The 25746-nt window shown below is 44.1% G+C and carries 27 protein-coding genes; 21 read left to right on the forward strand and 6 right to left on the reverse strand.

What is annotated here, in order from left to right; genetic code table 11:
- Positions 1-68: 68 nt before the first annotated feature.
- The gene (locus G3569_RS01260; RefSeq protein WP_165265265.1) at positions 69-1526 is read right to left on the reverse strand and encodes a hypothetical protein; all 1458 of its coding nucleotides are present in this window, start codon (positions 1524-1526) and stop codon (positions 69-71) included.
- 19 nt (positions 1527-1545) lie between these two features.
- On the opposite strand from G3569_RS01260, the gene G3569_RS01265 reads away from it, so the two are divergent.
- Positions 1546-1701, forward strand: coding sequence for a hypothetical protein (locus tag G3569_RS01265; RefSeq protein WP_165265267.1), 156 nt, complete (start codon positions 1546-1548; stop codon positions 1699-1701).
- Between the two features lie 34 nt (positions 1702-1735).
- Positions 1736-2272 carry an REP-associated tyrosine transposase gene (locus G3569_RS01270; RefSeq protein ID WP_165265269.1) on the forward strand — a complete coding sequence of 179 codons (537 nt, stop codon included), beginning with the start codon at positions 1736-1738 and terminating at the stop codon, positions 2270-2272.
- A gap of 117 nt (positions 2273-2389) precedes the next feature.
- On the opposite strand, the gene G3569_RS01275 is transcribed toward G3569_RS01270, so the two are convergent.
- The 3 genes from G3569_RS01275 to G3569_RS01285 are packed head-to-tail and all read right to left on the reverse strand — an operon-like array spanning position 2390 to position 5946.
- Positions 2390-3379, reverse strand: a complete 990-nt coding sequence (locus G3569_RS01275) for a PorV/PorQ family protein (protein ID WP_205719972.1) — start codon at positions 3377-3379, stop codon at positions 2390-2392.
- Between the two features lie 32 nt (positions 3380-3411).
- Complete coding sequence (locus G3569_RS01280; RefSeq protein ID WP_165265273.1) at positions 3412-4389, reverse strand: PorV/PorQ family protein; 978 nt, start codon at positions 4387-4389, stop codon at positions 3412-3414.
- Positions 4390-4392: 3 nt separating this feature from the next.
- Entirely contained in the window at positions 4393-5946 is a 1554-nt protein-coding gene (locus G3569_RS01285; protein ID WP_165265275.1) for a FlgD immunoglobulin-like domain containing protein, read from the reverse strand.
- Positions 5947-6247: 301 nt separating this feature from the next.
- Here G3569_RS01285 and trpE point away from each other — a divergent pair, with 301 nt between their 5' ends.
- The 14 genes from trpE (at position 6248) to bioA (ending at position 20088) form a co-directional block, all read left to right on the forward strand.
- On the forward strand, positions 6248-7711 hold the full coding sequence (trpE, locus tag G3569_RS01290; protein WP_165265277.1) for an anthranilate synthase component I: 1464 nt from the start codon (positions 6248-6250) through the stop codon (positions 7709-7711).
- A gap of 140 nt (positions 7712-7851) precedes the next feature.
- Positions 7852-8841 (forward strand): tryptophan--tRNA ligase, encoded by a 990-nt coding sequence (trpS, locus tag G3569_RS01295; protein WP_165265279.1) that lies wholly within the window; start codon positions 7852-7854, stop codon positions 8839-8841.
- An 18-nt stretch (positions 8842-8859) separates the two neighbouring features.
- Positions 8860-9441 carry an anthranilate synthase component II gene (locus G3569_RS01300; protein ID WP_165265281.1) on the forward strand — a complete coding sequence of 194 codons (582 nt, stop codon included), beginning with the start codon at positions 8860-8862 and terminating at the stop codon, positions 9439-9441.
- 42 nt (positions 9442-9483) lie between these two features.
- On the forward strand, positions 9484-10530 hold the full coding sequence (gene trpD / locus G3569_RS01305) for an anthranilate phosphoribosyltransferase (RefSeq protein ID WP_165265283.1): 1047 nt from the start codon (positions 9484-9486) through the stop codon (positions 10528-10530).
- Positions 10531-10532: 2 nt separating this feature from the next.
- Positions 10533-11345: an indole-3-glycerol phosphate synthase TrpC gene (trpC, locus tag G3569_RS01310; protein ID WP_165265285.1), complete on the forward strand. Its 813-nt coding sequence runs from the start codon at positions 10533-10535 to the stop codon at positions 11343-11345.
- Positions 11346-12020: a phosphoribosylanthranilate isomerase gene (locus tag G3569_RS01315; protein ID WP_165265287.1), complete on the forward strand. Its 675-nt coding sequence runs from the start codon at positions 11346-11348 to the stop codon at positions 12018-12020.
- A 144-nt stretch (positions 12021-12164) separates the two neighbouring features.
- Positions 12165-13352: a tryptophan synthase subunit beta gene (gene trpB / locus G3569_RS01320; protein WP_165265289.1), complete on the forward strand. Its 1188-nt coding sequence runs from the start codon at positions 12165-12167 to the stop codon at positions 13350-13352.
- Positions 13353-13419: 67 nt separating this feature from the next.
- Positions 13420-14232, forward strand: a complete 813-nt coding sequence (gene trpA, locus G3569_RS01325) for a tryptophan synthase subunit alpha (RefSeq protein WP_165265291.1) — start codon at positions 13420-13422, stop codon at positions 14230-14232.
- A 23-nt stretch (positions 14233-14255) separates the two neighbouring features.
- Entirely contained in the window at positions 14256-15377 is a 1122-nt protein-coding gene (locus G3569_RS01330) for a DUF4837 family protein (protein ID WP_165265419.1), read from the forward strand.
- 3 nt (positions 15378-15380) lie between these two features.
- Entirely contained in the window at positions 15381-16550 is a 1170-nt protein-coding gene (locus G3569_RS01335) for an aminotransferase class I/II-fold pyridoxal phosphate-dependent enzyme (RefSeq protein ID WP_350356545.1), read from the forward strand.
- Positions 16543-17232: an alpha/beta fold hydrolase gene (locus G3569_RS01340; protein WP_165265293.1), complete on the forward strand. Its 690-nt coding sequence runs from the start codon at positions 16543-16545 to the stop codon at positions 17230-17232. Before G3569_RS01335 ends, G3569_RS01340 begins: the two co-directional genes overlap by 8 nt.
- A gap of 13 nt (positions 17233-17245) precedes the next feature.
- On the forward strand, positions 17246-18055 hold the full coding sequence (locus G3569_RS01345; protein WP_165265295.1) for a methyltransferase domain-containing protein: 810 nt from the start codon (positions 17246-17248) through the stop codon (positions 18053-18055).
- Positions 18056-18129: 74 nt separating this feature from the next.
- Positions 18130-18762 carry a dethiobiotin synthase gene (bioD, locus tag G3569_RS01350; RefSeq protein WP_165265297.1) on the forward strand — a complete coding sequence of 211 codons (633 nt, stop codon included), beginning with the start codon at positions 18130-18132 and terminating at the stop codon, positions 18760-18762.
- A 42-nt stretch (positions 18763-18804) separates the two neighbouring features.
- On the forward strand, positions 18805-20088 hold the full coding sequence (bioA, locus tag G3569_RS01355) for an adenosylmethionine--8-amino-7-oxononanoate transaminase (RefSeq protein ID WP_165265299.1): 1284 nt from the start codon (positions 18805-18807) through the stop codon (positions 20086-20088).
- Between the two features lie 32 nt (positions 20089-20120).
- Here bioA and G3569_RS01360 read toward each other — a convergent pair whose 3' ends face one another.
- Together G3569_RS01360 and G3569_RS01365 are read right to left on the reverse strand one after the other, a co-directional pair.
- Complete coding sequence (locus G3569_RS01360; RefSeq protein WP_165265301.1) at positions 20121-20480, reverse strand: TfoX/Sxy family protein; 360 nt, start codon at positions 20478-20480, stop codon at positions 20121-20123.
- A gap of 124 nt (positions 20481-20604) precedes the next feature.
- Complete coding sequence (locus G3569_RS01365) at positions 20605-21057, reverse strand: hypothetical protein (RefSeq protein ID WP_205719973.1); 453 nt, start codon at positions 21055-21057, stop codon at positions 20605-20607.
- A 169-nt stretch (positions 21058-21226) separates the two neighbouring features.
- Between G3569_RS01365 and G3569_RS01370 the strand changes: the two genes are divergently transcribed.
- The 5 genes from G3569_RS01370 to G3569_RS01390 all read left to right on the forward strand — a co-directional run bounded on the left by G3569_RS01370 (position 21227) and on the right by G3569_RS01390 (position 25734).
- Positions 21227-22114, forward strand: coding sequence for a LytR/AlgR family response regulator transcription factor (locus G3569_RS01370; RefSeq protein ID WP_165265305.1), 888 nt, complete (start codon positions 21227-21229; stop codon positions 22112-22114).
- A 225-nt stretch (positions 22115-22339) separates the two neighbouring features.
- The gene (locus G3569_RS01375; protein ID WP_165265307.1) at positions 22340-23050 is read left to right on the forward strand and encodes a tetratricopeptide repeat protein; all 711 of its coding nucleotides are present in this window, start codon (positions 22340-22342) and stop codon (positions 23048-23050) included.
- A gap of 17 nt (positions 23051-23067) precedes the next feature.
- Positions 23068-23751, forward strand: coding sequence for an ABC transporter ATP-binding protein (locus tag G3569_RS01380; protein ID WP_165265309.1), 684 nt, complete (start codon positions 23068-23070; stop codon positions 23749-23751).
- The gene (locus G3569_RS01385) at positions 23744-24970 is read left to right on the forward strand and encodes an ABC transporter permease (protein WP_165265311.1); all 1227 of its coding nucleotides are present in this window, start codon (positions 23744-23746) and stop codon (positions 24968-24970) included. Before G3569_RS01380 ends, G3569_RS01385 begins: the two co-directional genes overlap by 8 nt.
- Positions 24971-25002: 32 nt before the next feature.
- Positions 25003-25734 carry an outer membrane lipoprotein-sorting protein gene (locus tag G3569_RS01390; RefSeq protein ID WP_165265313.1) on the forward strand — a complete coding sequence of 244 codons (732 nt, stop codon included), beginning with the start codon at positions 25003-25005 and terminating at the stop codon, positions 25732-25734.
- Positions 25735-25746: the final 12 nt, after the last annotated feature.

Genomic DNA, 25746 nt, shown 5'->3' on the forward strand with positions numbered 1-25746 from the left:
TTTGTTTGAGATTATGAGTCCACCACCCTTTAGTAGCACTAACCCTTTCTAATCCGGCTTTTTATGTATTAATTTGACGACTCGACTTCCTCTGGTTCATAGAACCAAACAGTGGTTAGCTCGCGTGTTTCATCTGGTAGATAGAACACAACGTCATCTCCTCCGTCACCAGGAGCTTCGCCACGGACCTTGCTGGCATGCACTGCGCGTATGCTGCAGTTAGTTCCAGTGGCGAAGAAGTCTTTGGTGATACCGGTAATGGCTGGATTATGCCAGCCGTCAACATCAGGGTCATCAGAAATGATGTTCGTCATATTGATGTTGTCACGATTGTTTTCATCCGGGCCGCAGGCAAACTTAAATGCAAAGGCTTCATTGCTTTGATCTGCCTCTAATTTATGCTCAACATAAATCTCAACAGAAAGTGCCTTTTTGATTGAATTAGGGTAATCCGGAGCACCAATAAATACCTCACGATTACCCTCCTTACTTGAGACATACCCTTTGCTAGAAGGGGTGGCGTAGCCTGTTCTTCTTAAGCCCTCTACTAGCTCCACGTCATCCTCTGGATCGTAGTTTCCGCCGCTGTCTACACAGCCGCTGTCTTCTCGGTCGATGTCACTATCGCCATCATTATCGATTCCGTCTGAGCAGGCGGGTACGTGTTTAAGTTTGAGAGTTATGTCTTGATTGTTTGCAGCACTTACTTCTGCGTTACCGCGAGATAGCATTTTTGTACTTAGGTCTTCGCGAAGATTATAAATACCATCACCGCTGACAATGACTGTTTTATTAGACATTGGGTAATTCAGCCTGTAATCAGGTATTTCTTCAGAGTAGATAAGACTGTCAGTGACAGTTGAGTCACCAACCTCTAAATGAAAGCCGATCTGCTCACGCTCTTCCTGAGATACAATCTTACCGTCAGCATCATAGATCTCAGGTGTAATTGTATACGTCACGGTCTTGCGAGCACTTTGGAGACTCAACTCCCGACTCTCATCAAGAGTAACCGTCTTACACGACTCCTCGTAGTACTCGGCTCGCCCGCAGATATCTACCTCAGCTTCTTGGTAGGGAAGCGTAATACTTCCTTCCGGTTGACTTTTCGCTAAGGTATCCGCAATAAAAAGCTCAGCCGAAGAGATCAACACGTCCTTCTTATCAGCAATCCGGTAGTTTAGTGTTACCTCATCCGGATTCTCCTCCGTCAGCACAATCTCTACACTGCCGTTGGTTAAAAAGGAGACCGGCTTCGTTTCGGAGTGGTAGCCGTCCTGCTCAGCGCGAACCGAAAGCTTCGTGCCTTTCTCTCGTTTGAGTGACTTCTCACCGACACCAAGCTTTTCGTCGGTATCAGCGTTGTACAGGGTGGCATTATCCAGGGTACTGCTGCCATCAGTTGGGGTTATCGTTTTTTCTATCATTTCAGTATCGTCATCATCCGGCCCGTTGGGGCTCTTGCAGGTTGACAGCGTACCCCACAATAGGCCTGTAACAAGTGTCCATAATAAAATTCGATGCATAGGTTGTTGATTAAATAAGATGAATAAGTCAATAATTCAGCAAGCTAAAGATGTGAGCAGGCAACTGCAAGTCGGGCAGGGGCGTACTGTTTCCGCAGCAGAGCGACGGAAACAGTACTTGGTCGTTACTCGCAACCTCCTCCTTTCGGTGCTCTGCTCCGGAAGAAAATTGTAAGGTTTATCCCTTTGAATGGTCTTACTCATAAAAAATGGCACGGACTTCTTATAAGGTTTATGAAACCCAATACCCATACTTTATAACAATCAGTATCGTTGATTGGTTGCCTGTCTTTTCTATTACTGATGCTGCGGAAATAATTTTGGAAAGCTTAGCCTTTCACCAAAACAAAAGAGGGTTAACGCTATATGCATATGTTATTATGGAAAATCATATGCATCTGATAGCACAGTCAGATCAGTTGCAAAAGAATATTCGAACTTTTAAATCATATACCGCCCGACGAATTATCGATTTTCTGAAAAAGGAAGGGCACGGTTTTTATCTATCGAAGTTGAAAGAAAATAAGCTTTCCCATCACAGAGACTGTGAGTACCAATTTTGGCAGGAGGGATATCATCCTAAGCAAATTATGGATGATGCTATGATGCAGCAGAAAATGGAGTATATACACTATAATCCGGTCAAAAGAGGATATGTTACAAAACCGGAATATTGGCGATATTCTTCAGCACAGAATTATGTATTGTCAGAAGGCTTGATCTCTATTACAAAAATTAGAGAGTAGTTGCCCGTTCTGTTTCCGCAGCAGAGCGACGGAAACAGAACTTGGCCATTCCTTTCGACATACTCCTTCCGGTGCTCCGCTCCGGAAGAAAAGGGGGCAGAGAATAGGCCATAGGGTCTAAAACTGATAACTGACTCCTAATGAATGCACTGTTCCGAAACCTGTTTCAAACGGGATAAGAGCATAATTAGCAACGATAGAGCCAACTTTTACACCGGCCCCGGCCGTCCAGTGGCGTACGGTATCACCGGTTTTATATCCTGAATGCAACAAAATAGTTTCTGCTATATCGAACTCTACTGCAATATTGGTGTAGGGCTCTCGCTCTGCCTCGCCCTGTGAGGAGGTGTTCGTCGTTTTAACAGGAACAACCCAGTTATTTTTCAAACTGACAGTAATTGGCAGGTTTTTGTTTTCCGGGGCAGTGAAGGTTAACAGTTCGGCATTAAAACCTGCTTGAAGGTTAGTGGGCAGAGAGGTCGATTGGTTGATAAGTTCGTCCATCTTTCCCAGGTTAAGCAGGCTCATTCCAAGCTGAAGGCGCTTATCCCAAAGTTGTGTTGCCGCTCCAAAGTTTGTTGTATAACCGGAGGCATTATGAATGTAATACTCCTCACGCAGATACTGTAGAGATCCTCCAATGGCAATAGGCCCCAGCTGATAGGCATAGCCGGCACTTAGCGAAAGCAGGCTTATGGCAAAAGATCCTTCCGGTGGACCCGCTTTAGTTCGCAATACAATGTCATCATCTTGTGCCCCGATAAAGCCGAAAGCAAACCCCCGGTTTCCTTTTTTAAAATTTATGGCAGCATGGGTGTGATTTAGATCTCCAATCCACAGTGTATAGGCTGCGTTAAGAGAAGAACTGTTTTCCAGGGCGAGATTCGCCGGATTGGTATACAGATTTGAAGCCCCAAGCTGCTCGGCAGTAACAGCTCCATTTAATGATAATGCCCGTGCACTTGGCCCGATAGTCAACAGGTCAAGCCCTGTATTTTGGGCAGATGAATGGATAGGAGACAGCAATATTAGGATTCCTGTTATTGCAGTTAATAACATACCCCGGGTGTTGTTTAGAAGGGCACTATAAGTTGATGATCTATTCATTTTTGAAATTCCGTAATTCAGAAAACTACTCCTTATAAATTCAATTGTATACCAAAGGTATGCATATAAGAAATATTATTGGATTCTTGTAAAAAAGCATAATCGATAGTGGGAGTCATAAAATCAAAAGGCAGATATATTGAAAAACCTGCACTCCCATGGTTTGATGTTTTTAACGAGGATAAATTCTCAATTTGCCAGCCGCCCCGTATGGTAATATACTGGTGCAAGTGATAAGTGCTGCCAAGGCGTAGAAAAGTTGTGGACTCCTTTTCGTAGAATTCTTGTCCGCTATCGAAACTGACGAGTAGCTTGGTAATGGGCTGATAGGAAACTCCAACACGAAGCTGAGTTGGAAATGGATCGGAATGGGATGAACCGTTATCTCCCCAAAGCGGTGTTGAATCCCAGTTGTAAGAAGCCAGCAGGTCTTTGACGGTGCCTCCCAATTGCAGCTGATCCGATAGGATATAAAGAAAGCCCAGATCAAGCCCTACAGTGGTAGCATTATCCAGCTCATTATGTAGATCAGAAAGATAGTATTTAACACCGATGCCCACCGATATTTTTTTGCTAATAGAGATACCGGCGGCCGCTGCAAACTGGTATTCATGGGTTGAGAGCATATTGGTGTGATATCCATCTGAAGTTCGCCCATCAATATTGTTTACATTTGCATTTATTACAGAGATGGAGGCTCCAGCGCTTGGGGGGAGTTGGAAGGTACTGCTTAGGGTATGGAGACTTCGATCAAAACTCATAGCCGCTGTCGACAGGTCTACCTGGTTGCCCTGTTTGGCGTGAGCTACCAAGGCAGGGTTATAATAGCCGTAGATGCCTTCCTGGGTTACAGCGGTAAGGGCATTTCCCATGGCCATACCCCGGGGGCCAAATCCTAACCGGCTAAAAGCCCCGGCACGGCCGGCATGTTGTGCCTGCAGGGCAAAGGCTCCCAGTGTTATAATAAAAAAAGTGAGTACTGTTTTTGTTGATATGTATTTCATCATCATAACTTAGTCAATCAATAAGATCTTTCCCCTGATGGTATTTCCCGGAGTATCAATTTGATAGAAAACAGCCCCGTTTGCTACTTGCTTATCCGTTGTTGAAGTACCATCCCAAACGGCCTCGTAGGTTCCGGGAGAATAGGTTCCTGAATCCAGCTTTTTAATGAGGTTCATTCCAAAATCAAATAGACGAATCGTAACTTTCCCGGCTTTCTTTACTTTATATTTGATTCGCACCAGCTGATGCCGGCGTGGAGAAAAGGGATTCGGATAAGCGTAAGCATCAACGGAAGGAGCCTCTTGGCGGTACCTGTTTTTGCCACTAAGCGGAAAGTTTACCCGCGTTATTTGCCAGCTCGTACCATCGTTCGGGGTGGAGGCAATGCCGTCGCTGGTTCCGACCCATAGTCGTTTGGTTGTTGTGGCGAGGCTGTAATATACAGCTGATTTTTTAATAAAGGTATTGGGCGATTGTATCTGCGGCACTTTTTGCCAGTTGGCGCCATTGTCACTGCTTCTGAACAAGCCGTTGTCACCTGCTGCATAAATTGTGCCGTTAAAAAATCCGATATCGTTAATGCGTTCTCCCTCCAGGTAATGATCAAAGGTTTGGCCGGTATCACTGGTTCGCACAATGCCATAAGTCTCCTTGTCACTGAGTCCGCCGGGCCAGTTGGTCATCCATATATCCCCGGTGGTGGGGTGCTGTTTTATGGTGATGATCCAGTTGCCCAGCAAGCCGTCATCAGATTCGTCAACCTGTAGATGATGCCACCGAATACTGTCTGCGGGCGCAGTTAAAGCGTTATTTGAGATATTGATTCCACCGGCCGTACCGCACCAAACCGTGCCCGCCTTATCAATAAGTACTGCAAAGCCCAATAGATTTTGATCAAATCGCGGATCGTACCGGTTGGCTCCATTGCCATTAAAGGTATATTCACTTGTGGGCTTTAGGGTGTCGGTCTGTTGTGGTGGTAAAATGATGCGGTTCCAGGTCTTCCCGAAATTTTGACTACGGACCAGCCCCAAGGCCCAGTTGGCAGAAAAAATGGTTTCTTTCCTCAATGCAATCTCAAAAGGGGGAGACTGCTGTTGGGCAGTAACCGGTAATTTGGAATACGTAGTACCACCATAGACGAAAGTGCTGTCATCTTTTTCATCATTGGGGTTATCAATAAATTGCCATTGATCTCCGCCATCAGTGGAATAGTGGTATCCAAGTCCTGCCTGTACATCACCGTCGGCAGTAGCAGCAGTATAGCCCAATCCGGCCCAAATAGTATCTTGTGCTAACGCCAGGGAATAAACACTACCCCGACCAGCTACTACAGAATCCGCATTTTGGGGATAATACCATTGGGCATTGTTGGCAATATTCCGGTTTAATCCCGGACCTATCCACAAGGTATCCCCAAATGCTTCCATGTTTGATACCGAATTACTTTCTATGGATTTAACCGGGGAAGAGACCGGGCCTACAATTTGAGTGTAGCCGGATATTGAAATACCAACAAGCAGAATTAGGAAGCAGAGAAAAAAACGTGATGACTGCAGCATGAAAAACAGGTTTATTTTTGGATCCTAATATAGCTTTTATTTAGCGTAAATAAAGTTGTTGATTTTAGTGCAGGCGGCTATTATATTCAGAGCGTTATGAAAAAATCAGCTCATAAAAATATTAATTGGTGGTGGCTCGTGAAACAACATACACGGGCAGTGGCATTTTTATGAGCTAGATTCACATAAGCATTTTTTAGCGAACCCACTGCAGGAAACTGGAGTGGGTTTTTTTATTTTTGAACTATTTATTGATCTCAATCCGAAACTATTTTGGATATAATTAGCAGAGTTGTCAGATATGAATATTGAAGAGTTTAAAGATTTAGCAGAAGACTATACGGCCATACCGGTTTACCGTCGGCTAATGGCCGATGTATTAACACCGGTTTCTCTGTTTCTTTCGCTTCGCGAAAATGGGGAGTATCCTTTTTTACTGGAATCGGTAGAGGGGGGAGAGCAGGTAGCACGGTACTCATTTTTAGGTCGAGATCCGTACCAGGTGCTGAAGTATGACGGACAGCAGGTGGTGCTTGAGAAAGATGATACTACGAACCGTTTGGAGCAGCCGTACTTTGAGGCTCTGAAGGAACTTACTACCTGCCACAGTGAACCCGATATGCCCGAACTGCCTCGTTTGTCGGGTGGGGCCGTAGGTTTTTCTTCTTATGATACGGTGCGCGAGATCGAGCAGCTGCCAGATCATCCCCAAGACGATACCGATGTACCGGAAGCTATATGGGCTTTTTATGATGAGGTGTTTGCCTTTGACCACGTTAAGCAGCAAGTCATCATTATTAAAACAGTTTTTGTGGAAGATGAACAGGATACAGCAGAGAAGTACCGACAGGCCCAACAACGACTTGATGAACTGGAGGAGTTAGTCTACCAACCGGGGCAGACAACCGATTCATTTTCTATAAATCCGGATGAGTTGCGAAGCAATGTTAGTCAGCCCGAATTTGAGCAGATGGTCAAAAAGGCTAAGGAGTATATCTATGAAGGGGATATTTTCCAGGTAGTGCTGTCGCAGCGGTTTGAAACTGATTTTGCCGGAGATCGCTTTATGTTATATCGCGCCCTGCGGATGGTAAATCCTTCTCCCTATTTGTTCTTTTTAGATTTTGATGATTTTGCACTGGTGGGATCTTCACCGGAAGTGTTGGTGCGGGTGCAGGATGATACGGCCCAGTTGCTTCCTATTGCGGGTACGCGGCCCCGCGGGAAAACTCCGGAAGAAGATTTAGCGCTGGAAGAAGATTTAAAGAATGATCCCAAAGAGATTGCCGAGCATGTGATGTTGGTAGACCTGGGACGTAATGATCTGTCGCGGGTATGTAAACCGGCTACGGTAAAGCCGGTCCGTGAGCAGGTAATAGAGCGTTATTCGCACGTAATGCATATCGTCTCAGATGTGAAAGGCGAGTTGGCAGATGACCAGACCTCGGTGGATGCATTGATGCGATGTTTTCCGGCGGGCACGGTTAGCGGTGCTCCCAAAATTCGTGCTATGGAAATTATTGATGAACTGGAGCCGACTAAAAGAGGACCGTATGCGGGGGCGGTAGGTTATTTTGATTTTTCGGGCAATATGGATACCTGTATTGTTATTCGCACGATGATGGTTACCGATTCAAAGGTATATATACAGGCCGGGGCCGGAATCGTAGCTGACAGTGATCCCGAAAAAGAATATGTAGAAACGAAAAATAAGGCCGGCGCTTTGGTAGAAGCATTAAGCGTGGCTTTATCGATAACCAATTAAAATATACAATGCGGAAGGAGTGCTTGAACTTGTGTTAGCCATCACCTTCTGCTTCAAACAAAAGTAATTAAAATAGATCCTGAAACAAGTTCAGGATGACAAGAAAGTTTATAAAGATTAACAAATAAAAGTACGTACTAATGAAAACAATATTATCTGGTATACAATCCTCGGGGAAACTGCATCTTGGCAATTATTTTGGTGCCTTGCGCCAGCATATTCAGATGCAGGAAGAAGGGGATGCCTTTTATTTTATTGCAAATTACCACTCCTTGACTTCTATTAATGACGGAGAAGAGATCTACAAAAATACGATTGATGTAGCTCTTGATTACCTGGCACTGGGTTTGGATCCTGATAAGGCAACTTTTTTTGCCCAGAGTGACGTGCCCCAACATGCTGAATTGGCCTGGATTCTGGGTACGTTCTGCCCGGTTAGTCTGATGGAAAAGGGGGTTGCGTACAAAGATAAGGTAGCCCAGGGTCTGAATCCCAATATCGGCTTGTTCACCTACCCGATTTTGCAGGCCGCGGATATACTGATGTACAACGCAGATCTGGTTCCGGTAGGCAAAGATCAGAAGCAGAATATTGAGATCTGCCGTGATCTGGCCGGAAAGTTCAACCATAATTATGGCGAGGAATATTTAAAGCTTCCTGAGCCCCATATCCTGGAATCCGTAGCCGTAGTGCCTGGGCTCGACGGACAAAAGATGAGTAAGTCATATGGAAATACCATCGGAATTTTTGATGAAGGAAAGGAGCTTAAAAAGAAGGTGATGTCTATAGAAACAGACTCAACACCGTTGGATGAGCCTAAAGATCCGGAAAGCTGTAATGTGTTTGCACTGATCAAGCTCTTTGCCGATGAGGAGAAACAGAACGAGATTGCCGAAAAGTATCGTGCAGGCGGCTATGGTTACGGACATGCTAAAAATGAGCTTTTGGGAATGATTGAAGAGTACTTTGCCGAAGCGCGTGCCAGGCGTAAGGAGCTGGCTGAAGATCTTGATACCGTTCGGGATATCCTCAAAGAAGGAGGTAAAAAAGCTCGTACACGGGCTGAGAAGGTGATGGAACCGGTACGTGAGGCAACGGGGCTGTTTAAAACCTATGACTACCGCAGTTAATCGATTGACAATTTTACTATGATCTTAATTATAGATAACTACGATTCTTTTACTTATAACTTGGTGCATATTGTGGCCCAGCATACTGAGGATTACAAAGTGATCCGTAATGATGCCCTTAGCATGGAGGAGATTAAGGAGCTGGATCCCGATAAGGTGCTTATATCACCCGGTCCGGGGCGTCCGGCCGATGCGGGAGTAACCAAGCCGGTGATTGAGGAGCTGGGCGCAGATACGCCTATTTTGGGTGTCTGCCTGGGACACCAGGCAATAGGGGAGGTGTTTGGCGGTAAAGTTATCCATGCCCCGGAACTGATGCATGGCAAGACGTCACCTATACATCATGACGGGGATTCGATCTTCGAGGATATTCCGAATCATTTTACCGCAACACGATATCACTCTTTGGTGCTTGATCCGGAACAGATCCCCGATGTGCTCGAGGTTACAGCCCGCAGTGATGACGAGGTAATTATGGGGCTTCGCCATAAAGAATATCCGATTGAGGGGATACAGTTCCATCCCGAAAGTATATTGACTACAGAAGGCCCGAATATCATCAGAAATTGGCTGGAATTACGAACAGTACATAGCAAATAGTTCCTGGATGTTAATTTTAGATAAAAACTATAAATACAAGCGATGCAAAAAGTTAAAGAATTTAGTTCATTGTTAGATGAGATTGTTCACGGCCAAGATCTTAGTGGGAGTGAAGCTCAGCAAGCGTTACGTCAAATAGTGAATGGTGAGATCGCAGATGAGCAGATCGCCGCTTTTTTGACGGCTATGCGAGCCAAGGGTGAAACAACCCAGGAACTTACTTCTTTTGTTAAAGTAATGCGCGAGGAGGCTATCAAGCCCGATGTCAAAACAGAAGGTGCTGTAGACTTATGCGGCACCGGCGGTGACAATTCCGGAACATTCAATATTTCTACGGCTTCTATGTTTGTTGTAGCTGGAGCAGGAGTCCCGGTTTTAAAGCATGGGAACAGAAGTGTTTCCAGCAAGAGTGGAAGTGCGGATGTGTTGGAGGCATTGGGCGGCGTTGTGATGCTTAAAAAGGAACAGGTGGAGCAGGTTTTTGAAGAGACCGGCCTGGTTTTCATGTTTGCTCCTTTTTTCCATCCGGCGATGAAGCATGTTATGCCGGCACGACGGGCGATGGGAATACGAACTTTTTTCAATATCCTGGGGCCGCTTTTAAATCCTGCCGGTGTCAGCCGACAGATGATAGGGGCCTATAGCAAAGGTGTGGCTCGGCAGATAGCTCATATATTGGCAAACCTGCAAACAGACTTTGCATATACTGTTAATGCCCATGACGGACTTGATGAGGTGAGTTTGAGTGCACAATCAGAAATATTTGAACTTACCGGCAATATGGTCAACGATGCAACTACCTTTGATCCGCGGTCACTGGATTTTGAATGGACCGATCTCTCAGAGCTACAGGGAGGGGATGCAGAGTATAATGCCAATATCATTCGCTCTATTATGAAGAATGAGGCAACTAAAGCACAAGAGGATGTGATACTGCTCAATGCCACCTTCGGCATACATGCCTCGGGGAAGGCAGATCATCTGTCAGAAGCAAAAGCCCTGGCTGAGGAGAGCCTGCGATCAGGGAAGGCGCTGAAGGCACTGAATAATTTTGTAGAAGTAACAACGGAAGTCGCAAACCAATCGTAACTATGCCTAATATTCTGGAAGAAATTGTTGAACAAACGGTTATTGATCTCAGAAAGCGTAAACAGGAGCGCAGCTTTAGTGACCTGGGTGACCTTGAGCTTTTTGAAAGGGAATCCCGTGATTTCGGTGAGGCCTTACAGCTGGAGAATGATGTGGCAGTAATTGCTGAAATTAAAAAAGCATCTCCCTCGAAAGGGTTGATCCGGGAGGACTTTGATCCCCAGCGTATAGCGGCGCAGTACCAGGAAGGCGGGGCGTCTGCAATATCTGTTTTGACTGATGAACCCGCTTTTAAGGGGAGTCTCAAATATTTAGAAACTGCTTCGAAAGAAGTCTCTATTCCTTTGTTACGCAAGGATTTTATAGTAGAACCATACCAAGTAAAAGAGGCGAAAGCCTTTGGCGCTGATGCAGTATTACTTATCGCTACAATCACTGACGGACATCAGCTGCAGGAGTTGTTACATGCTGCCAAGGAGTTTGAATTGCAAGCATTGGTAGAATGTTATTCGGAAGAGGATTTTGAATATGTTAACTTTGAGCATGTCGATATTCTGGGTGTCAACAACCGTGATTTACGCACTTTTGATGTTGACCTTCATCGCGGCGTAGAGCTGTTGCATAAAGCTCCTGAAGACACAGTGTTGGTATCAGAAAGTGGATTAAGCAGCGCTACCGATTTACAGTTTCTATTGGAGCGCAATATTGACGCTGCTCTTATAGGCGAATATTTTATGCGTCAGGAGAATCCCGGGGAGGCCGTTTCGGCAATGAAATCAGAATTACAGAATCTAATAACTACAGAAACGAAATAGATGTTTGCAGATCCCGAAGAACGAACCAAAGTTAAAATTTGTGGAATTACGTCATTAGAAGATGCCCGTTTTGTATCCGGGGCATTGGCACACTACATGGGCTTTATCTTTTATGAAGAAAGTCCACGCAGTATTAGCCCGGCCGAAGCAGGAGCAATGATAAACTGGCTGCACGGCCCAAAGTGTGTGGGCGTTTTTGTAAACCAGCCGCTGGATGATGTGAATATGATCGGTCGACAAACTGGAATCGATTATGTTCAGTTGCACGGTAACGAAAATCCGGAATATTGTTCTATGGTTGATAAGTCGGTGATTAAGGCAATTCATGTTGAGGAAAATGATACGGCAGCAGATCTTAATGAACGAATTAGTCCATATTTAGACTACGTGGAGCATCTTCTTTTTGATACTAAAATTGATGGAAAGTGGGGCGGTACGGGTCAGGCGTTTGATTGGTCGGTACTGGATGAGGTTTCGAAGGGCGTGCCGTACTTTTTGGCGGGCGGTTTAAATACAGAAAACATTCGAGAGGCCTGCAGGCAGGTTCAACCGTATGCGGTAGATGTGTCCAGTGGGTTGGAGGCCGAGCCGGGAGTGAAGGATTTTGATAAGGTAGAGGCCTTTATGGAAGAGATGCGTGATATCTGGGATAAGCAGGAGATGGGGGAGTTGTGATGTTGAGTAGTGAGATTATGAGATTCTGAGTATTGAGATGTGAGACTGTGAGTATTGAGATTTGAGATTATGAGATCTGGGTAGTGAGATTGTGAGACTTTTAGATATGAGTTTTGAATTTGTATTAACACTTAACAAATAGCTATGACGTACGATTTACCAACAAAAGAAGGTTATTTTGGCAATTTTGGCGGGAAGTTTGTCCCTGAAATCCTGATACCGGTTCTCGAAGAGCTGGAGGAGGCGTATAACGAAGCTTGGCAAGATGATGAGTTCCAGGCAGAGTACCGTCATTTGTTGAACGAATATGTAGGGCGTCCTACAAAGTTGACTTATACCAATCGGCTTACTGACCATTACGGGAAGGCAAAGATCTACCTGAAGCGTGAGGATCTCTGCCATACCGGGGCACACAAAATTAATAATGCCATTGGCCAGATCTTATTAGCCCGACGAATGGGCAAGGATCGTATTATTGCCGAGACCGGGGCAGGGCAGCATGGTGTGGCTACGGCTACCGCTTGTGCAAAGTTTGGGGTCGATTGTATTGTCTACATGGGAGCTGAGGATATGGAACGCCAGAAACTGAATGTGGAACGCATGCGCCTGTTGGGCACGGAGGTACGATCTGTTACCAGCGGCTCGCAAACCTTAAAAGATGCGACCAATGAGGCAATTCGTGACTGGGTGACCAATGTAGAAGATACATTTTACATTATTGGGTCTGTAGTTGGTCCGCATCCTTATCCCAAGATGGTGCGTAATTTTCATAAAGTGATCGGGGATGAGATTCGAGATCAGCTGAAAGAAGCCGAAGGGCGCGAAGTTCCGGATCACCTATTGGCCTGTGTAGGCGGTGGATCTAACGCAATAGGGGCCTTTTATCCTTTTATTGAAGATGAGGAGGTTAAGATGTATGGTCTTGAAGCGGCAGGGTTGGGCGCCGATACCGATGAGACTGCTGCTACGCTCACAATCGGTACGCCGGGGGTCTTGCACGGTTCTATGAGTTACTTGCTGCATGATGCTGACGGACAGATACAGTTGGCGCATTCCATCAGTGCCGGTCTTGATTACCCGGGCATCGGTCCTGAACATTCATATCTGCACGAAACGAAGCGGGTGCAATATCATTCAATAACGGATGAACAGGCTATGGAAGGGGTAAAGTTACTATCAGAAACGGAAGGCATTATCCCCGCACTGGAGACCGCCCACGCCATAGCGTACCTGGATGAGCTTATGCCAAATACGGAAAAAGATGAGATTGTGGTACTGAACTGTTCCGGGCGCGGCGATAAAGATATGACCACTATTTCCAATAATCTTTAACATCAGATTTTTTCGGAGCTGAGATAATGTTGAAATCTCAGCCAAACTAAAAAGTATTTCAGATAAAATGATTACTACTGAAAACAGAGTTACGCAACTATTTGAACAGCATGATGATTCATCTAAAATTATGAGTCTCTTTCTCACGGCCGGCTATCCGGATCTACAGGCTTGCGTGGATCTCATCCTCGGATTTGATGAAAACGGAGTTGACATGGTAGAGCTGGGGATGCCCTTTAGTGATCCCCTTGCTGATGGACCTACCATCCAATATTCCAGCAATGTGGCTATTGAGCAGGGAATTACCATGAAGAAAATCCTGGATATTGTTGAGCAGGTTCGCAAACAATCGGAAATTCCCATCATCTTAATGGGGTATATTAACCCGGTACTGCGATATGGAGCCGAAGATTTTTGTCGTGATGCAGCTGAGGCAGGCGTGGATGGGTTGATCATCCCCGATATCCCCATAGAAGAATCGGGAATTTTAACAGAGGAAGCCCAGAGATATCAGTTGCCGATTATTTATCTGGTAGCTCCCAATACTTCTGATGAACGCATGCAAAAGATTGATCAGCAATCGCAGGGGTTTGTGTACTGTGTTTCTGTTACGGGCGTTACCGGGGCCCGGGAGGGTGATGAGGTAGCACAATCGGTACAGCGCTTTATTGATCGGGTAAAAGCGAATATCACGAATAATCCCAAGATGGTGGGCTTCGGTATTAAATCCCATGAAGATGCACAGCGCATTGCCGCAGATATGGATGGCTTTATTGTTGGAAGTGCACTTATCGATACCATCAGAGAACATTACCCGGAAGAAGGATGGAAAGAGCAGGTATTTGCATTTGTTAGAAGCTTAAAGTATGGTACGGAGTAATTATTAAATAAATGAAATTATCTATGAAGGAGATAGGCAAAGTAGCATCAATATTATTGTTAACGGTTATTTGGATTGGGTGCGAAGGCGACTACCGGCAAAAGGCAAGCGGCAGCTTTGGACAGGTTATTGTGGTTATGGATTCAGCTGATTTTGAAAGCAATACAGCAGAAGCCCTGCGTCAAACATTTGGCGGGTGGACCCAGACGATTCCCGGCAAACCACCCCGTTTTGATTTGTCGTTTCGTGATTTTGATAGTAATGAGCAATTGGACCGATTAAAGAAGTTTCGCAATATCATTATAGCTGCTCCCATTGATGACAGTACCAATGTATCAGAATTTATGCGAGCTTTGCTAAGTGATGATGTTGAACGAAAAGTGCGAGATGGCGAAGCCTTTGCTTTTCCGTTAAAAGATCAGTGGTACCGAGACCAATGGCTGTTGCTTCTTTCGGCCCCCAGCGATACGGCTCTGGCTACACAGATTAAAAATTCCCAGAAGACGCTCGTCGATAATCTTATAGATAAAGAGCTCAATCGGTGGACTGCGGAGATCTATGAACGGGGGGAGCAGTTCGCGCTGGAAGACAGTCTGTGGCAGAATCACGGATGGAAGATTCGTGTACAGCATGATTGGATAAAGAGCATTGATACCACCTATACGGATAATGGAGATCAAGCTAATTTCTTAACGATGAGGCGGCCGTTGCCCAATAACGATCGCTGGTTCTGGGCGTGGTGGAAAAAAGTGGATAATATCAATCACGTAGATGATAGCTGGATAAATACAAAACGAGATTCTTTGAATAAGAAATGGTTTGAGGGCTCTAGTAACAGAAGAGACTCATATGTGACAACGGCATATAAGCGTCCCCACGAAACAGAAACCTTTCGTATGAACGGCAACTTTGTGTATGAAACACGGGGTGTTTGGAGGATGACCGAAGATGCTATGGCCGGTCCTTTTGTGAATTTTACGGTCTATGACAAAGAAACGAGTCGCCTTTTTATGCTGGAGTTTGCCCAGTTTGCTCCCAAATACGATAAGCGCAAGTTTGTACGACAATTTCGAGCAATGCTGCGTACATTTGAAAGCGATTCAACTTGGCAGGCTAATTCCCAAAAATCGATGGCAACGAATTAACAGGTGTCTTCAACTGACAAGTATAATTTTATTCACAAAGCCCTTGCTAAACGAAAAAAGCAGCACCAGTTTCGTGAGTTAACAAGTTTTGCCCCATCAGATGCAGTGACTATATCTGATGGGGAGCAAGAATTCATTAATTTCAGCGGTAATGATTATTTGGGGCTTTCCAAGCATCCCGAAGTAATAGAACGAGCAAAAAAATATGCTGATGAATATGGAGCGGGGGCTACTGCTTCTCGCCTCATAAATGGGACGTATGATATTCATGCGAAGCTCGAAAAAAAGCTTGGGCATACGTTTGGCTGGGAATCTTCATTGTTGTTTAACAGTGGATTCCAGGCGAATAGCACAATTATCAGCACCTTAACAAACCGACATTCTCTTATCCTGGCGGATAAGTTGAGTCACCGGAGTTTGCTGCAGGGGGCACTTGCAAGCAGAGCTTCTTTTCGTCGTTTTAAGCATAACTCTGTTTCTGATTTGGCTGACCAGCTTAAGGAGGCTGCTAAAGAAGATTTTTCTCGAATTATTGTTATCACCGAATCGCTGTTTAGTATGGACGGCGATAGCGCTGACCTGGAAAAAACAGCAGAGCTGTGTAAAGAGTACGGGGCACTTCTTTTCGTAGATGATGCCCATGCTGTTGGCGTGTGGGGTGAGCAGGGACTGGGATTAACACATAATATCGATGGTATTGATATGGTGCTTGCTACCTGTGGTAAAGCCTTTGGTGCTTTTGGGGCTTTTGTTTTGTGCACTAAAGAAATGAGGGATTATCTACTGAATTTTTGTCCCGGTTTTATTTATACTACGGCGCTGCCACCGGCGGTTGTTGGAGCTATTGATGCTGCATTAGGACTGATTCCCGATATGGAGTCAGAACGCACAAGACTACGCCGACACATAGAAAAAATGAAAGCAGGTATAACGGAGGCCGGCTTTAGTACCGGTACTGCAGACTCGCAAATTATACCCATAATGGTAGGGGCAGAGGAGCAAGCGTTAGCTTTAGCAAAATACCTTAAGAGCAATGGATTTTTAGCAACGGCCATTCGTCCGCCTACGGTACCAGCCGGAAGTGCGCGAATAAGAATTACGCTCTCTTCGCAACATAAAGAAGAACACATAGAACTTTTTTTAACAGCATTAAATCGATGGACTAATGGCTGATTGCCAATTTATTGCACTTCATGGATGGGGTTTTGATCGTCATATTTGGGACCACTGGGAAACAGAACTTTCCAAATATGGTAACTTCCAGACCTACGACCGGGGGTATTTTGATAATCCCCAAGAAATAAAAGTTGATAACAGTGGAGGACCGGTCGTTTTGATCTCTCACTCTTTCGGTTTGCACTGGATCACCAAGAACCTTCTGGAAGCGGCCGATTTATTAATTATTACCGGAGGATTTCTGTATTTTCATCCCTATGCTGCCCAATACAAGCGTCGGTCTCGACTTATTGTGCAGGAAATGGTTAATGAGCTCGAAATAAATCCCGAAAAAGTACTGCAGCGATTTTATGATAACTGTTTCTCACCTTTAGAGGCCGAAGAAATAGCTTATGAGGAGCTAAACCTGCAATTGTTACTTGAGGATCTACAGCGCCTGCAGGATTCCAGGCTCGATGCGGAGATACTGAAAAAGGTAGGGAAAGTTTGTATCCTCCATGGGTCGCAAGATCAAATAGTACCGTATAAAAAAGGCAGGCAAATATACAACCAGCTTCAGCAGTATGCCCAGTATTTTGAACTTAAAAATGCCGGGCATGCATTGCCAAAGACCCATCACCGGCAGTGTCTGGAGTTTGTTACCCCCGAAATTCAACAGGTTATAAAGGAAAAGGTATAGTTTTACAATTCCGATGAATCAACAAGCAGTAAACGATAAAGATTTAAAAGAGAAGATTGCTGTAAATTTTGGATCTGCAGCCCCCGAATACCATAAGCAGGCTACGCTTCAAAAAGAGGCCGCTGAACGGCTTATCGCCTCACTTAAGCCTTGGAGAGATATTCTGCCGAAAGGACCCATTATTGAATTGGGATGTGGTACAGGTTTTGTGACTAAGGGGTTGGCGACGTTATATCCCAACAGAGAAATAGTGGCTACTGATCTTTCACCACGGATGGTGGAATATTGCCAAGAGCAGCTCAGCGATTTTGATAATCTTACATTTGCTGTTCGGGATGCGGAGAATGTCCCCGAAGGAGAGCCGGAGTATGCCTTAACGATCAGCGGGTTTACCGCACAGTGGTTTAAGGATCCCGCTCAGACATTAGGCAAGTGGTTAGAGGCTATCAAGCCCGGCGGATTGCTTTTAACCTCTTTCCCCGGCAATGAAAGTTTTCCCGAGTGGAAGCAGAAGTGTGAGGAGTTAGGTCTGCCTTATACCGGCAACGAACTGCCCGATATAGAAGAACTGGTTGTGAAGATGTCGCTGGGCCCTGCACAGATCGATTACTATGAGGACACGGTTACCCAGACGTTCGAAAGTGCAGAGCAGTTTTTTCGGGAGTTCAAATATATCGGGGCGTCCACACAAAAGAAGGGCCGGGCGTTGACTCCCAAAGAGCTATCGTTACTTATTGACCACTGGAATGAGTCTGCCGATGGAGATATTACCGTTAGTTATCACTTGGTATTCTTGGCTGTTAAAAGAGATTATGATTCTTAATTGTTAGGTTGCTTTTGTCTGTTTTATAAATAGTTATAAGATATATCTAGAATAATTGTAGGTTGAGATTAAATATGTATAAAAACGAATGGCCGTCAGAAATATTTGTGTCGGGCACTGATACTGAAATTGGCAAAACGGTGGTTTCGGCCATCTTGACGAAAGGCCTCGAGGCTAGTTACTGGAAACCGATACAAGCCGGTCTTGAAGAAGAAACCGATACCCAATTTGTACAACGAACTACGGACTTTTCTGACGAGTATATCATCCCCGAACGATATCGGTTAGAGACCCCGATGTCGCCGCACGGAGCTGCAGAAATTGATGATGTATATATTGAGATGTCTGATTTTGAGATGCCGGAGTATGAGACCGATCACTTGATCGTAGAAGGAGCCGGGGGATTATTGGTACCCTTTAATGATGATAAGATGATTATCGATCTTATTGAAAGATTGGGCATACCGGTACTGTTGACAGCTAGAAGTACGCTTGGCACGTTAAATCATACGTTCCTGTCGCTCGAAGCTCTTCGCAGTCGCGATATCCCCATATTGGGGGTGGTGTTGAACGGCCCGCAGCATCAGAGTAACCGGGAAGCGATTCAGCACTACGGTGATATTAATATTATTGCAGAAATTGATACTCTGGAATCCCTAAATGCCGACACTTTAAAGAAAACCTTTGACGAGCAATTTTGTTTATAACGCATTTCCTTTTTAAAATTAAAGACAAAATCTGACAGCACTGTGCCTGATTTTCATCCTAATATTTGGTATCCATTTACGATTTTAAAAGAAGCTCCAACTCCCGTCAAAATTGAAAGCGGGGATGGGCTTTGGCTTGAGCTCGAAGATGGCCGCCGTATTATGGATTGTATCTCCAGCTGGTGGGTTAATATTCATGGGCATGCTCATCCGAAAATGGCAAAAGCTATTGCCGATCAGGCGAAAAAGCTGGAGCAGGTAATATTTGCCAATTTTACTCATGATCCTGCTGAGAAGCTCGCTGAACAGGTAACTGAGCAATTACCGGGAACGTTAAACAGGGTGTTCTTTTCAGATGACGGTTCAACGGCTGTAGAAGTGGCTATGAAAATGGCCTATCAGTACTGGCGAAACAAGGGCGAAGAGCGGAAAAAGTTTATCTGCTTCGAAGGGGCCTATCACGGAGATACGTTTGGAGCGATGTCGGCCGGGGAGCGTTCCGTATTTACCGAAGTTTTTGAAGATTTGCTCTTCGATGTAGAGTTTTTACCCTATCCCGATACCTGGATGGGCGATGACACCGTGGCGGAGCGTGAAGATAAGATTATTCGTCAGCTCGAAGAGATGTTGGATGAGAATCTGGAAACCTACGCCGGAATTATGATTGAGCCCCTTATCCAGGGTGCCGGCGGTATGCGCATGTGTCGCGAAGACTTTTTGCAGAAACTGCACTGGGTAAATCGCCAATTTGATACGCTGCTTATTTTTGATGAAGTGATGACCGGTTTTGGTCGCACCGGCGATTGGTTTGCCTGCAGAAGGGCACAGGTAGAGCCTGACTTAATAGCTGTTGCCAAGGGATTAACCGGCGGATTTTTGCCCTTGTCTTTGACAATCGCTTCTGATGCTATTTTTGAGGCTTTCAACAGTTCGGATCCCATTAAAACGTTTTGGCACGGACACAGCTATACCGCAAATCCTATTGGCTGTGCAGCAGGTTTGGCCTCGATGGAGCTCATGCATGAAAATGAGCCTGTATTCAGCGAAATGGAACAATGGCACCGAGAGGAACTCGACAAATTTCGTGACCATCCCAAGCTAAAAAAACATCGTGTTACCGGTACTATTGCCGCTATGGAGATTGATAATGAGGATGCTGATGGTTATCTCAATCCTGCTGCCAATAGAATTAAGAAGAAGTGCGTGGATAAAGGGTTGCTGATACGTCCCCTGGGTAATGTTGTGTACCTGATGCCCCCATACTGTACCACCAGAGACCAGCTGTCTACCATGTACAACGGTATTTTGGAACTGCACGAAGAGTAATTGATTGTATTAGTAATAGGGAAAGCAATGATTTAAATTTCCATATCCGGCCTGTCGTGTTCCTTGGGCGGAAGCTTACCGGTGTATGAAATACTTTCTTCAATAAATTTTGTCAACGCTTTGGAGTGGCTATAGATCTTTTTGTCTACCGATACAAAATCGTTGAAATCATCATTATCAGGTAGGTATGGTTCAATGCCGGGTTTGCTGGTGATGGTTTTTGCCAACGATTCTCCAATGCGGGCTACCAGCAGATCTTCATAAATACCAAGGCACATATTGCCGTTGATTAAATATCCTACTCCGCCAAGTTTTTTCTTCTTTTCCAGTTCCTCATTATCAATAAGGTGATGGTCGAGAAGATCTTCTAAACGTTGGTTATAGTCAGACACGGTGCCATCGATTTATTATGGAATTGCAGTGCTTAATATTCCATCTTTTCGCAGATATTACAATTTAAATTTTTTAAGATTAAGGAGGTACTATCAATAGGTATTAAATAGATAATAAAGGTTTTCAATTGAGTAGCTTTTCGATCTCTGCAAGTGCATTTTTGTGCGATAATTCCTGTTTTATTTGAGTAGTTTTTTGATGGATATCCAACGGGACAGCGGCATTTTTGTCGAGTTGAGCCTTTTTATAGAGCATATAAGCCTGTTGGTACGCTTTTTTCGATTTACTGAACTGTTGATCCTTTAACATTTCAGCTTCTTCAACAAGCAGATCAGCCACGGCCAATGCCAGTTCGGCCTGATAGGCATCATTTTGAATAAAAAGGTTCGCTGTTTCTTCCAACTCGAGCTCATGAAACTGCTTCGGATGTTCTTTGGTAAGCCGTTCAAGTGCATTATTAATTTCTTGTATGGCCTCCTGTTTTTTGTTTTTACTTTTCTTGAATATGATCTCCTGTAGTAATTGGGTCAGGTACTGTACCTGTCTCATTATAAAATCTTGTTCAAATAGAGTCATTACATCTAAGGGTTATTGCTAGTACAGCTGTTATCTGAATGGATAAGTTTAAGGTATTATCTATAGAGTTGCTTTTTCAAGCATACCATTTGTGATTACTGCTTGTGGTTACATTATACATCTATTAGTATTCGGCTGACCGTTGTAATATTTGAACTCATAATAAAAAATGCGAGACAAGTTATCTGATATTCTTTCTCAGCCGTATCCTTCCATCGATCGTCAATATTTGTGGCCTTTGATTATCAGTATCAGTGGGGGAATTATCCTTTTTCTCGCAGTATTCAAGCCGTTCGGATTACAATATATTATCAAAGATCTGGGATATGTTATGGTATTGGGTTATGGGGCAGCAACATTCCTTACCCTGACCTTTTTTCTTAAGGTCATCCCCAATATACCTTTTTTCTCATCTTATTTTACTGATGATCGTTGGAAAGTTTGGAAACATATCGTCTGGGAACTGGTTCTTATTGCTTTTATCGGTATCTTTAATCTGCTGTATACAGCCATATTAGTTGGGGATTATAGCCTTCAGTTGCGGGATTGGCTCTTTTTTGAACTATATACTCTTGCCATAGCTGTAATACCTGTGGGATTTATCACCTTGTGGAGGTATAACCAGCTGTTGAAAAGCCATTTGCGTTCAGCAACCGATATCGATAGTAAAACGAATGTACAGGAGGCTTCACAGGAACCTCAATCTGTAACGATTTCATTCCAGGGACAAAACAAGGGAGAAGTGCTTACTGTAAAAGGTGAGGCTCTCCGTTATATCTGTTCAGAGGGGAATTATGTTCGAGTAGTATACTATAAGCGGGGCACCCTTGAAAATGAACTGCTCAGAAGTACATTAAAAAATATCGAGCAGCAGCTAAAAAGTGAGAAATATCTTATTCGATGTCACCGATCTTATATTGTTAATGTAATTCATATTAGCCACGCCGATGGCAATGCCCAGGGATTGCAATTGCAGCTATATGATTGCAACGAATATGTTCCGGTCTCACGCACTTATATCGAAACAATTCGCGATGCCATAGATCAACAGTTCTAAATGGGGCAGCATTAATAACAGCTTTGCCTTTTAGCTTGTTATTGATCACAAACCCTTGATATTCGTCACAGAGCAGTCGATAGAGGGAGCGAGAATAGATAAGTTGGTCACAGAACCCAGCCGCTGCTGCAGGCTTATTGAATAGAATGCATAAGCCGCACGACCAGCACCGGCGTTTCTTTTTCACGTTCCTGCTTAATCTTAATTCGAATAATTTAAAAGGTTATGATGATTCGACGAATATTCCGACCAACGATTTTAGTTCCTGTACTTTTCTTCTTTTTGGGAAGTATTGCAACAGCACAATCTACCACTTTTGATAAACAGCAGTTCAATACGACTAAAGATTCGTTAAAAGAGGTGTTAAAAAATAAGCCGAGTGATACGAAAGCAAGGTTCACCTTGGGAAAAATGTATTATTCATCAGCAGTTTCCAGTGGTAAAGAGCAGTATATGCGAAAAGCAGAAGAGCACTTTCGGAAAATACTATCACAAAATAAGACCCATGCACTGACAATGGCCTATTTGGGTAGTTTAATCACCCTAAAGGGTAAATATGCTCGAAAACGGTGGGATAAAATGGATCTTGTAAAGGAGGGCTGTGCACTAATGGATAAAGCGGTCGATCTGCAGCCTCAAAATATCAAGGTGCGTATGATTCGCGCATTTAATAATGTGGAGTTGCCGGGCTTCTTCAATCGGCTTATGTATGCCATTGCCGACCTTGAGTTTCTGCGACAGGATAGGGTCTTAAAGCATCTGAATGAGAATTTGAAGGCAGAAGTCTGGTTTACATCGGGCATAGCTTTTGAAAAAAGCAGTAAACCGGACAGAGCTAAAGAGATGTATCAACACACACTGAGCTTAGATATCTTTCCCCAAAATGCTTACCGGATAAAAGCCAAAAACAGATTGGCGAAACTGAATAAAAATTAAATCATCACTGCCCAGGTATGTCGCTTATTAGAATAAATCATCTTTGTAAAACCTACCGTATGGGCGAGGTAGAAGTTTCGGCCCTGCAGAATATTGCTATGAAGATAACGGCAGGAGAGAAATTGGCTCTCTATGGGGCATCGGGCAGTGGAAAAACAACGCTGCTCAATATCATTGGCTGTATCGATGCTCCAACATCAGGAGAAGTACGGTACCGCGATACAGTGCTTGACTATTCAGCTCGCAGGCAGTTGAGTCAGTTTCGATTGCAACAGATTGGGTTTGTTTTTCAATCTTATAATCTGATGCCGGTACTTTCTGCCTATGAAAATATCGAATACCCCCTGTTATTGACCGATAAGTCGAAATCTGAACGCGCCCGATTGGTCGACTATATGCTCAAGAGTATCGCATTGGATAAGTTCAAAAATCACAAGCCAAAGCAGCTGTCGGGCGGGCAGCGACAACGCGTAGCTATTGGTCGGGCCCTGGTCAATAAACCAACCCTGGTTATTGCCGATGAACCCACAGCTAACCTTGATGTTGTTACCTCGAAACAGATTTTGAACCTGATATCGGATCTTAATCGTACAGAAAAAAATACGGTTATTATCGCCACGCATGATCCGCTCGTACGCGACTATGTAGACCGATCTGTAATGATAAGAGATGGAAAGATTCGAGAGGTTGAAGATGTTTAAGTTTTTTCGATTGGCCGTAAAAAATGTATTCCGGAATAAATGGCGAACTGCATTTACGATTTCGACGGTTAGTATTGGATTTGTTGCTATTATCGTTGCTGCCGGCTACATGGATTATGTATTTGAAGGACTCAGGGAATCGTTTATAAGGGGTGGTACCGGTCATATTCAGGTTTTCAATAATCGCTATATGGATAACGAAGAAGAGTACCTGCTTGAATACGGAATTACCGATTATCAACCGCTGGTGAAGCGGATTAATGATCATAGTAACGTGCGTTTTGTGATGAAACGCATAGCCTTTCAAGGGTTGATCTCTAATGGGGAGCAAACCAAAGTGTTTCTTGGAAAAGGGATAGAACCCCGGAAAGAAAGCAGGTTGTCTACATTTTTTGTTCGTATGGAAGAGGGCTATTTCCCCGGTATCTTTAAAGAACAAGAAGGCGAGATGCAGGGAGCGATAGGTCAAGGGCTGGCAGAAAGCTTGAATGCCAAAGTTGGTGATTACCTGACGTTACTTTCTACCACACCGGATGGAATACAGAATGCTATTGATATCAAGTTGACGGGAGTGTTTACAACCGGTATCCCGGAATATGATAATCGTCAGGTGATGGTAAATATATCAACGGCTCAGCTGCTTTTACATACTGATAAAATATCCAACCTGGTTGTGGTACTTGAAGAGACCACTCAAACAGATCAGTCGATTGGTAGTCTGCAGCAACAAAATGCGGGGTTCTCTTTTGTACCGTGGTATGATTTAACCCCTTATTACAAAAGTGTGGTGGCGCTGTATAAAAGAGGGTTTGGGGTGTTGGGAGTAATTATGGTGTTTGTAGTTCTTTTGGCCAGCTCCAATACAATGACGATGTCTGTATTTGAACGAACCAAAGAGATTGGTACAAACCTTTCAATAGGTACGCCACGATATCGTATATGGCTTAACCACATTTATGAGGGATTCCTGATCGGCCTGCTGGCTTCACTTATTGGAACCCTGCTGAGTTACATGGTAATATACCTGGTAAATGGCTTAGATATAACTATGCCTCCGCCGCCGGGTAGAACAATGGCTTATCCGCTATCTATAACAGCCGTTCATTCTACTATTGCCATAGTTTCCTTTATTACTGTTGCAGTGTGTATGCTTGCTAGTGTATGGCCGGCCTACAGGGCATCGAATTTGAGCATTGTTGATGCTCTGGGATATAGATAGTCAATAAAAATGAATATAAAGCCGCGAAGAATATGTTAGCAACAATCTGTGCAACGATATTGTTACTGTCGCCCACGGGGGTATCGCCTGATTCAGTTAAGATAAGTCCGGTACAAATCCTTAAAAAAGCAGATGCTCGCCGTACTATAAAGGGGGCAAAGAAAGTGGATGTTACCATTGAGGTTTACACCGAAAACAGCCTCAGTAATAGTGACAACTATGAGGTGTTGGCCAAAGGTGATGATAAGACCCTTATCAAATCGTATAGCAATGATGAGCTACAGCGGCTTATTTTATCTGTACAAAATAATATGTGGGTTTATTATCCCAATACACGTAAGCCGTTACGCATTAGTCCATTGCAACGGATGATGGGGCAGGTATCGAATGCTGATATTACGAGAATTAATTTCTCCAGTGACTATATGCCCGAACTTTTAAAGACAGAGACGGTTAATGGTGAGGAGTGTTATGTATTACAGTTGAAATTACAGGAAGATGCTAAGCATACTTACCCCAAAATACGTTATTGGGTTGCCAAAGATGATTTTAAGCCAATTAAAGCGGAATTCTGCCTGGTTTCCGGGAAGATACTGAAAAGTGCTTATTACGAGGAGTATCGGGAGGGAATCTTATATAAAACTCGTATTGAAAGTGCATTGCGTAACGATCAGTATTCGTTGATTTACTACAATAAGATAGTAAGCAAGGAGATCCCGGATATTTATTTCAACAAAAACTATATTCGGCGATTAATTGAATGAACTACTTTACTC

Source organism: Fodinibius halophilus (assembly GCF_011059105.1).
Lineage (GTDB): Bacteria > Bacteroidota > Rhodothermia > Balneolales > Balneolaceae > Fodinibius > Fodinibius halophilus.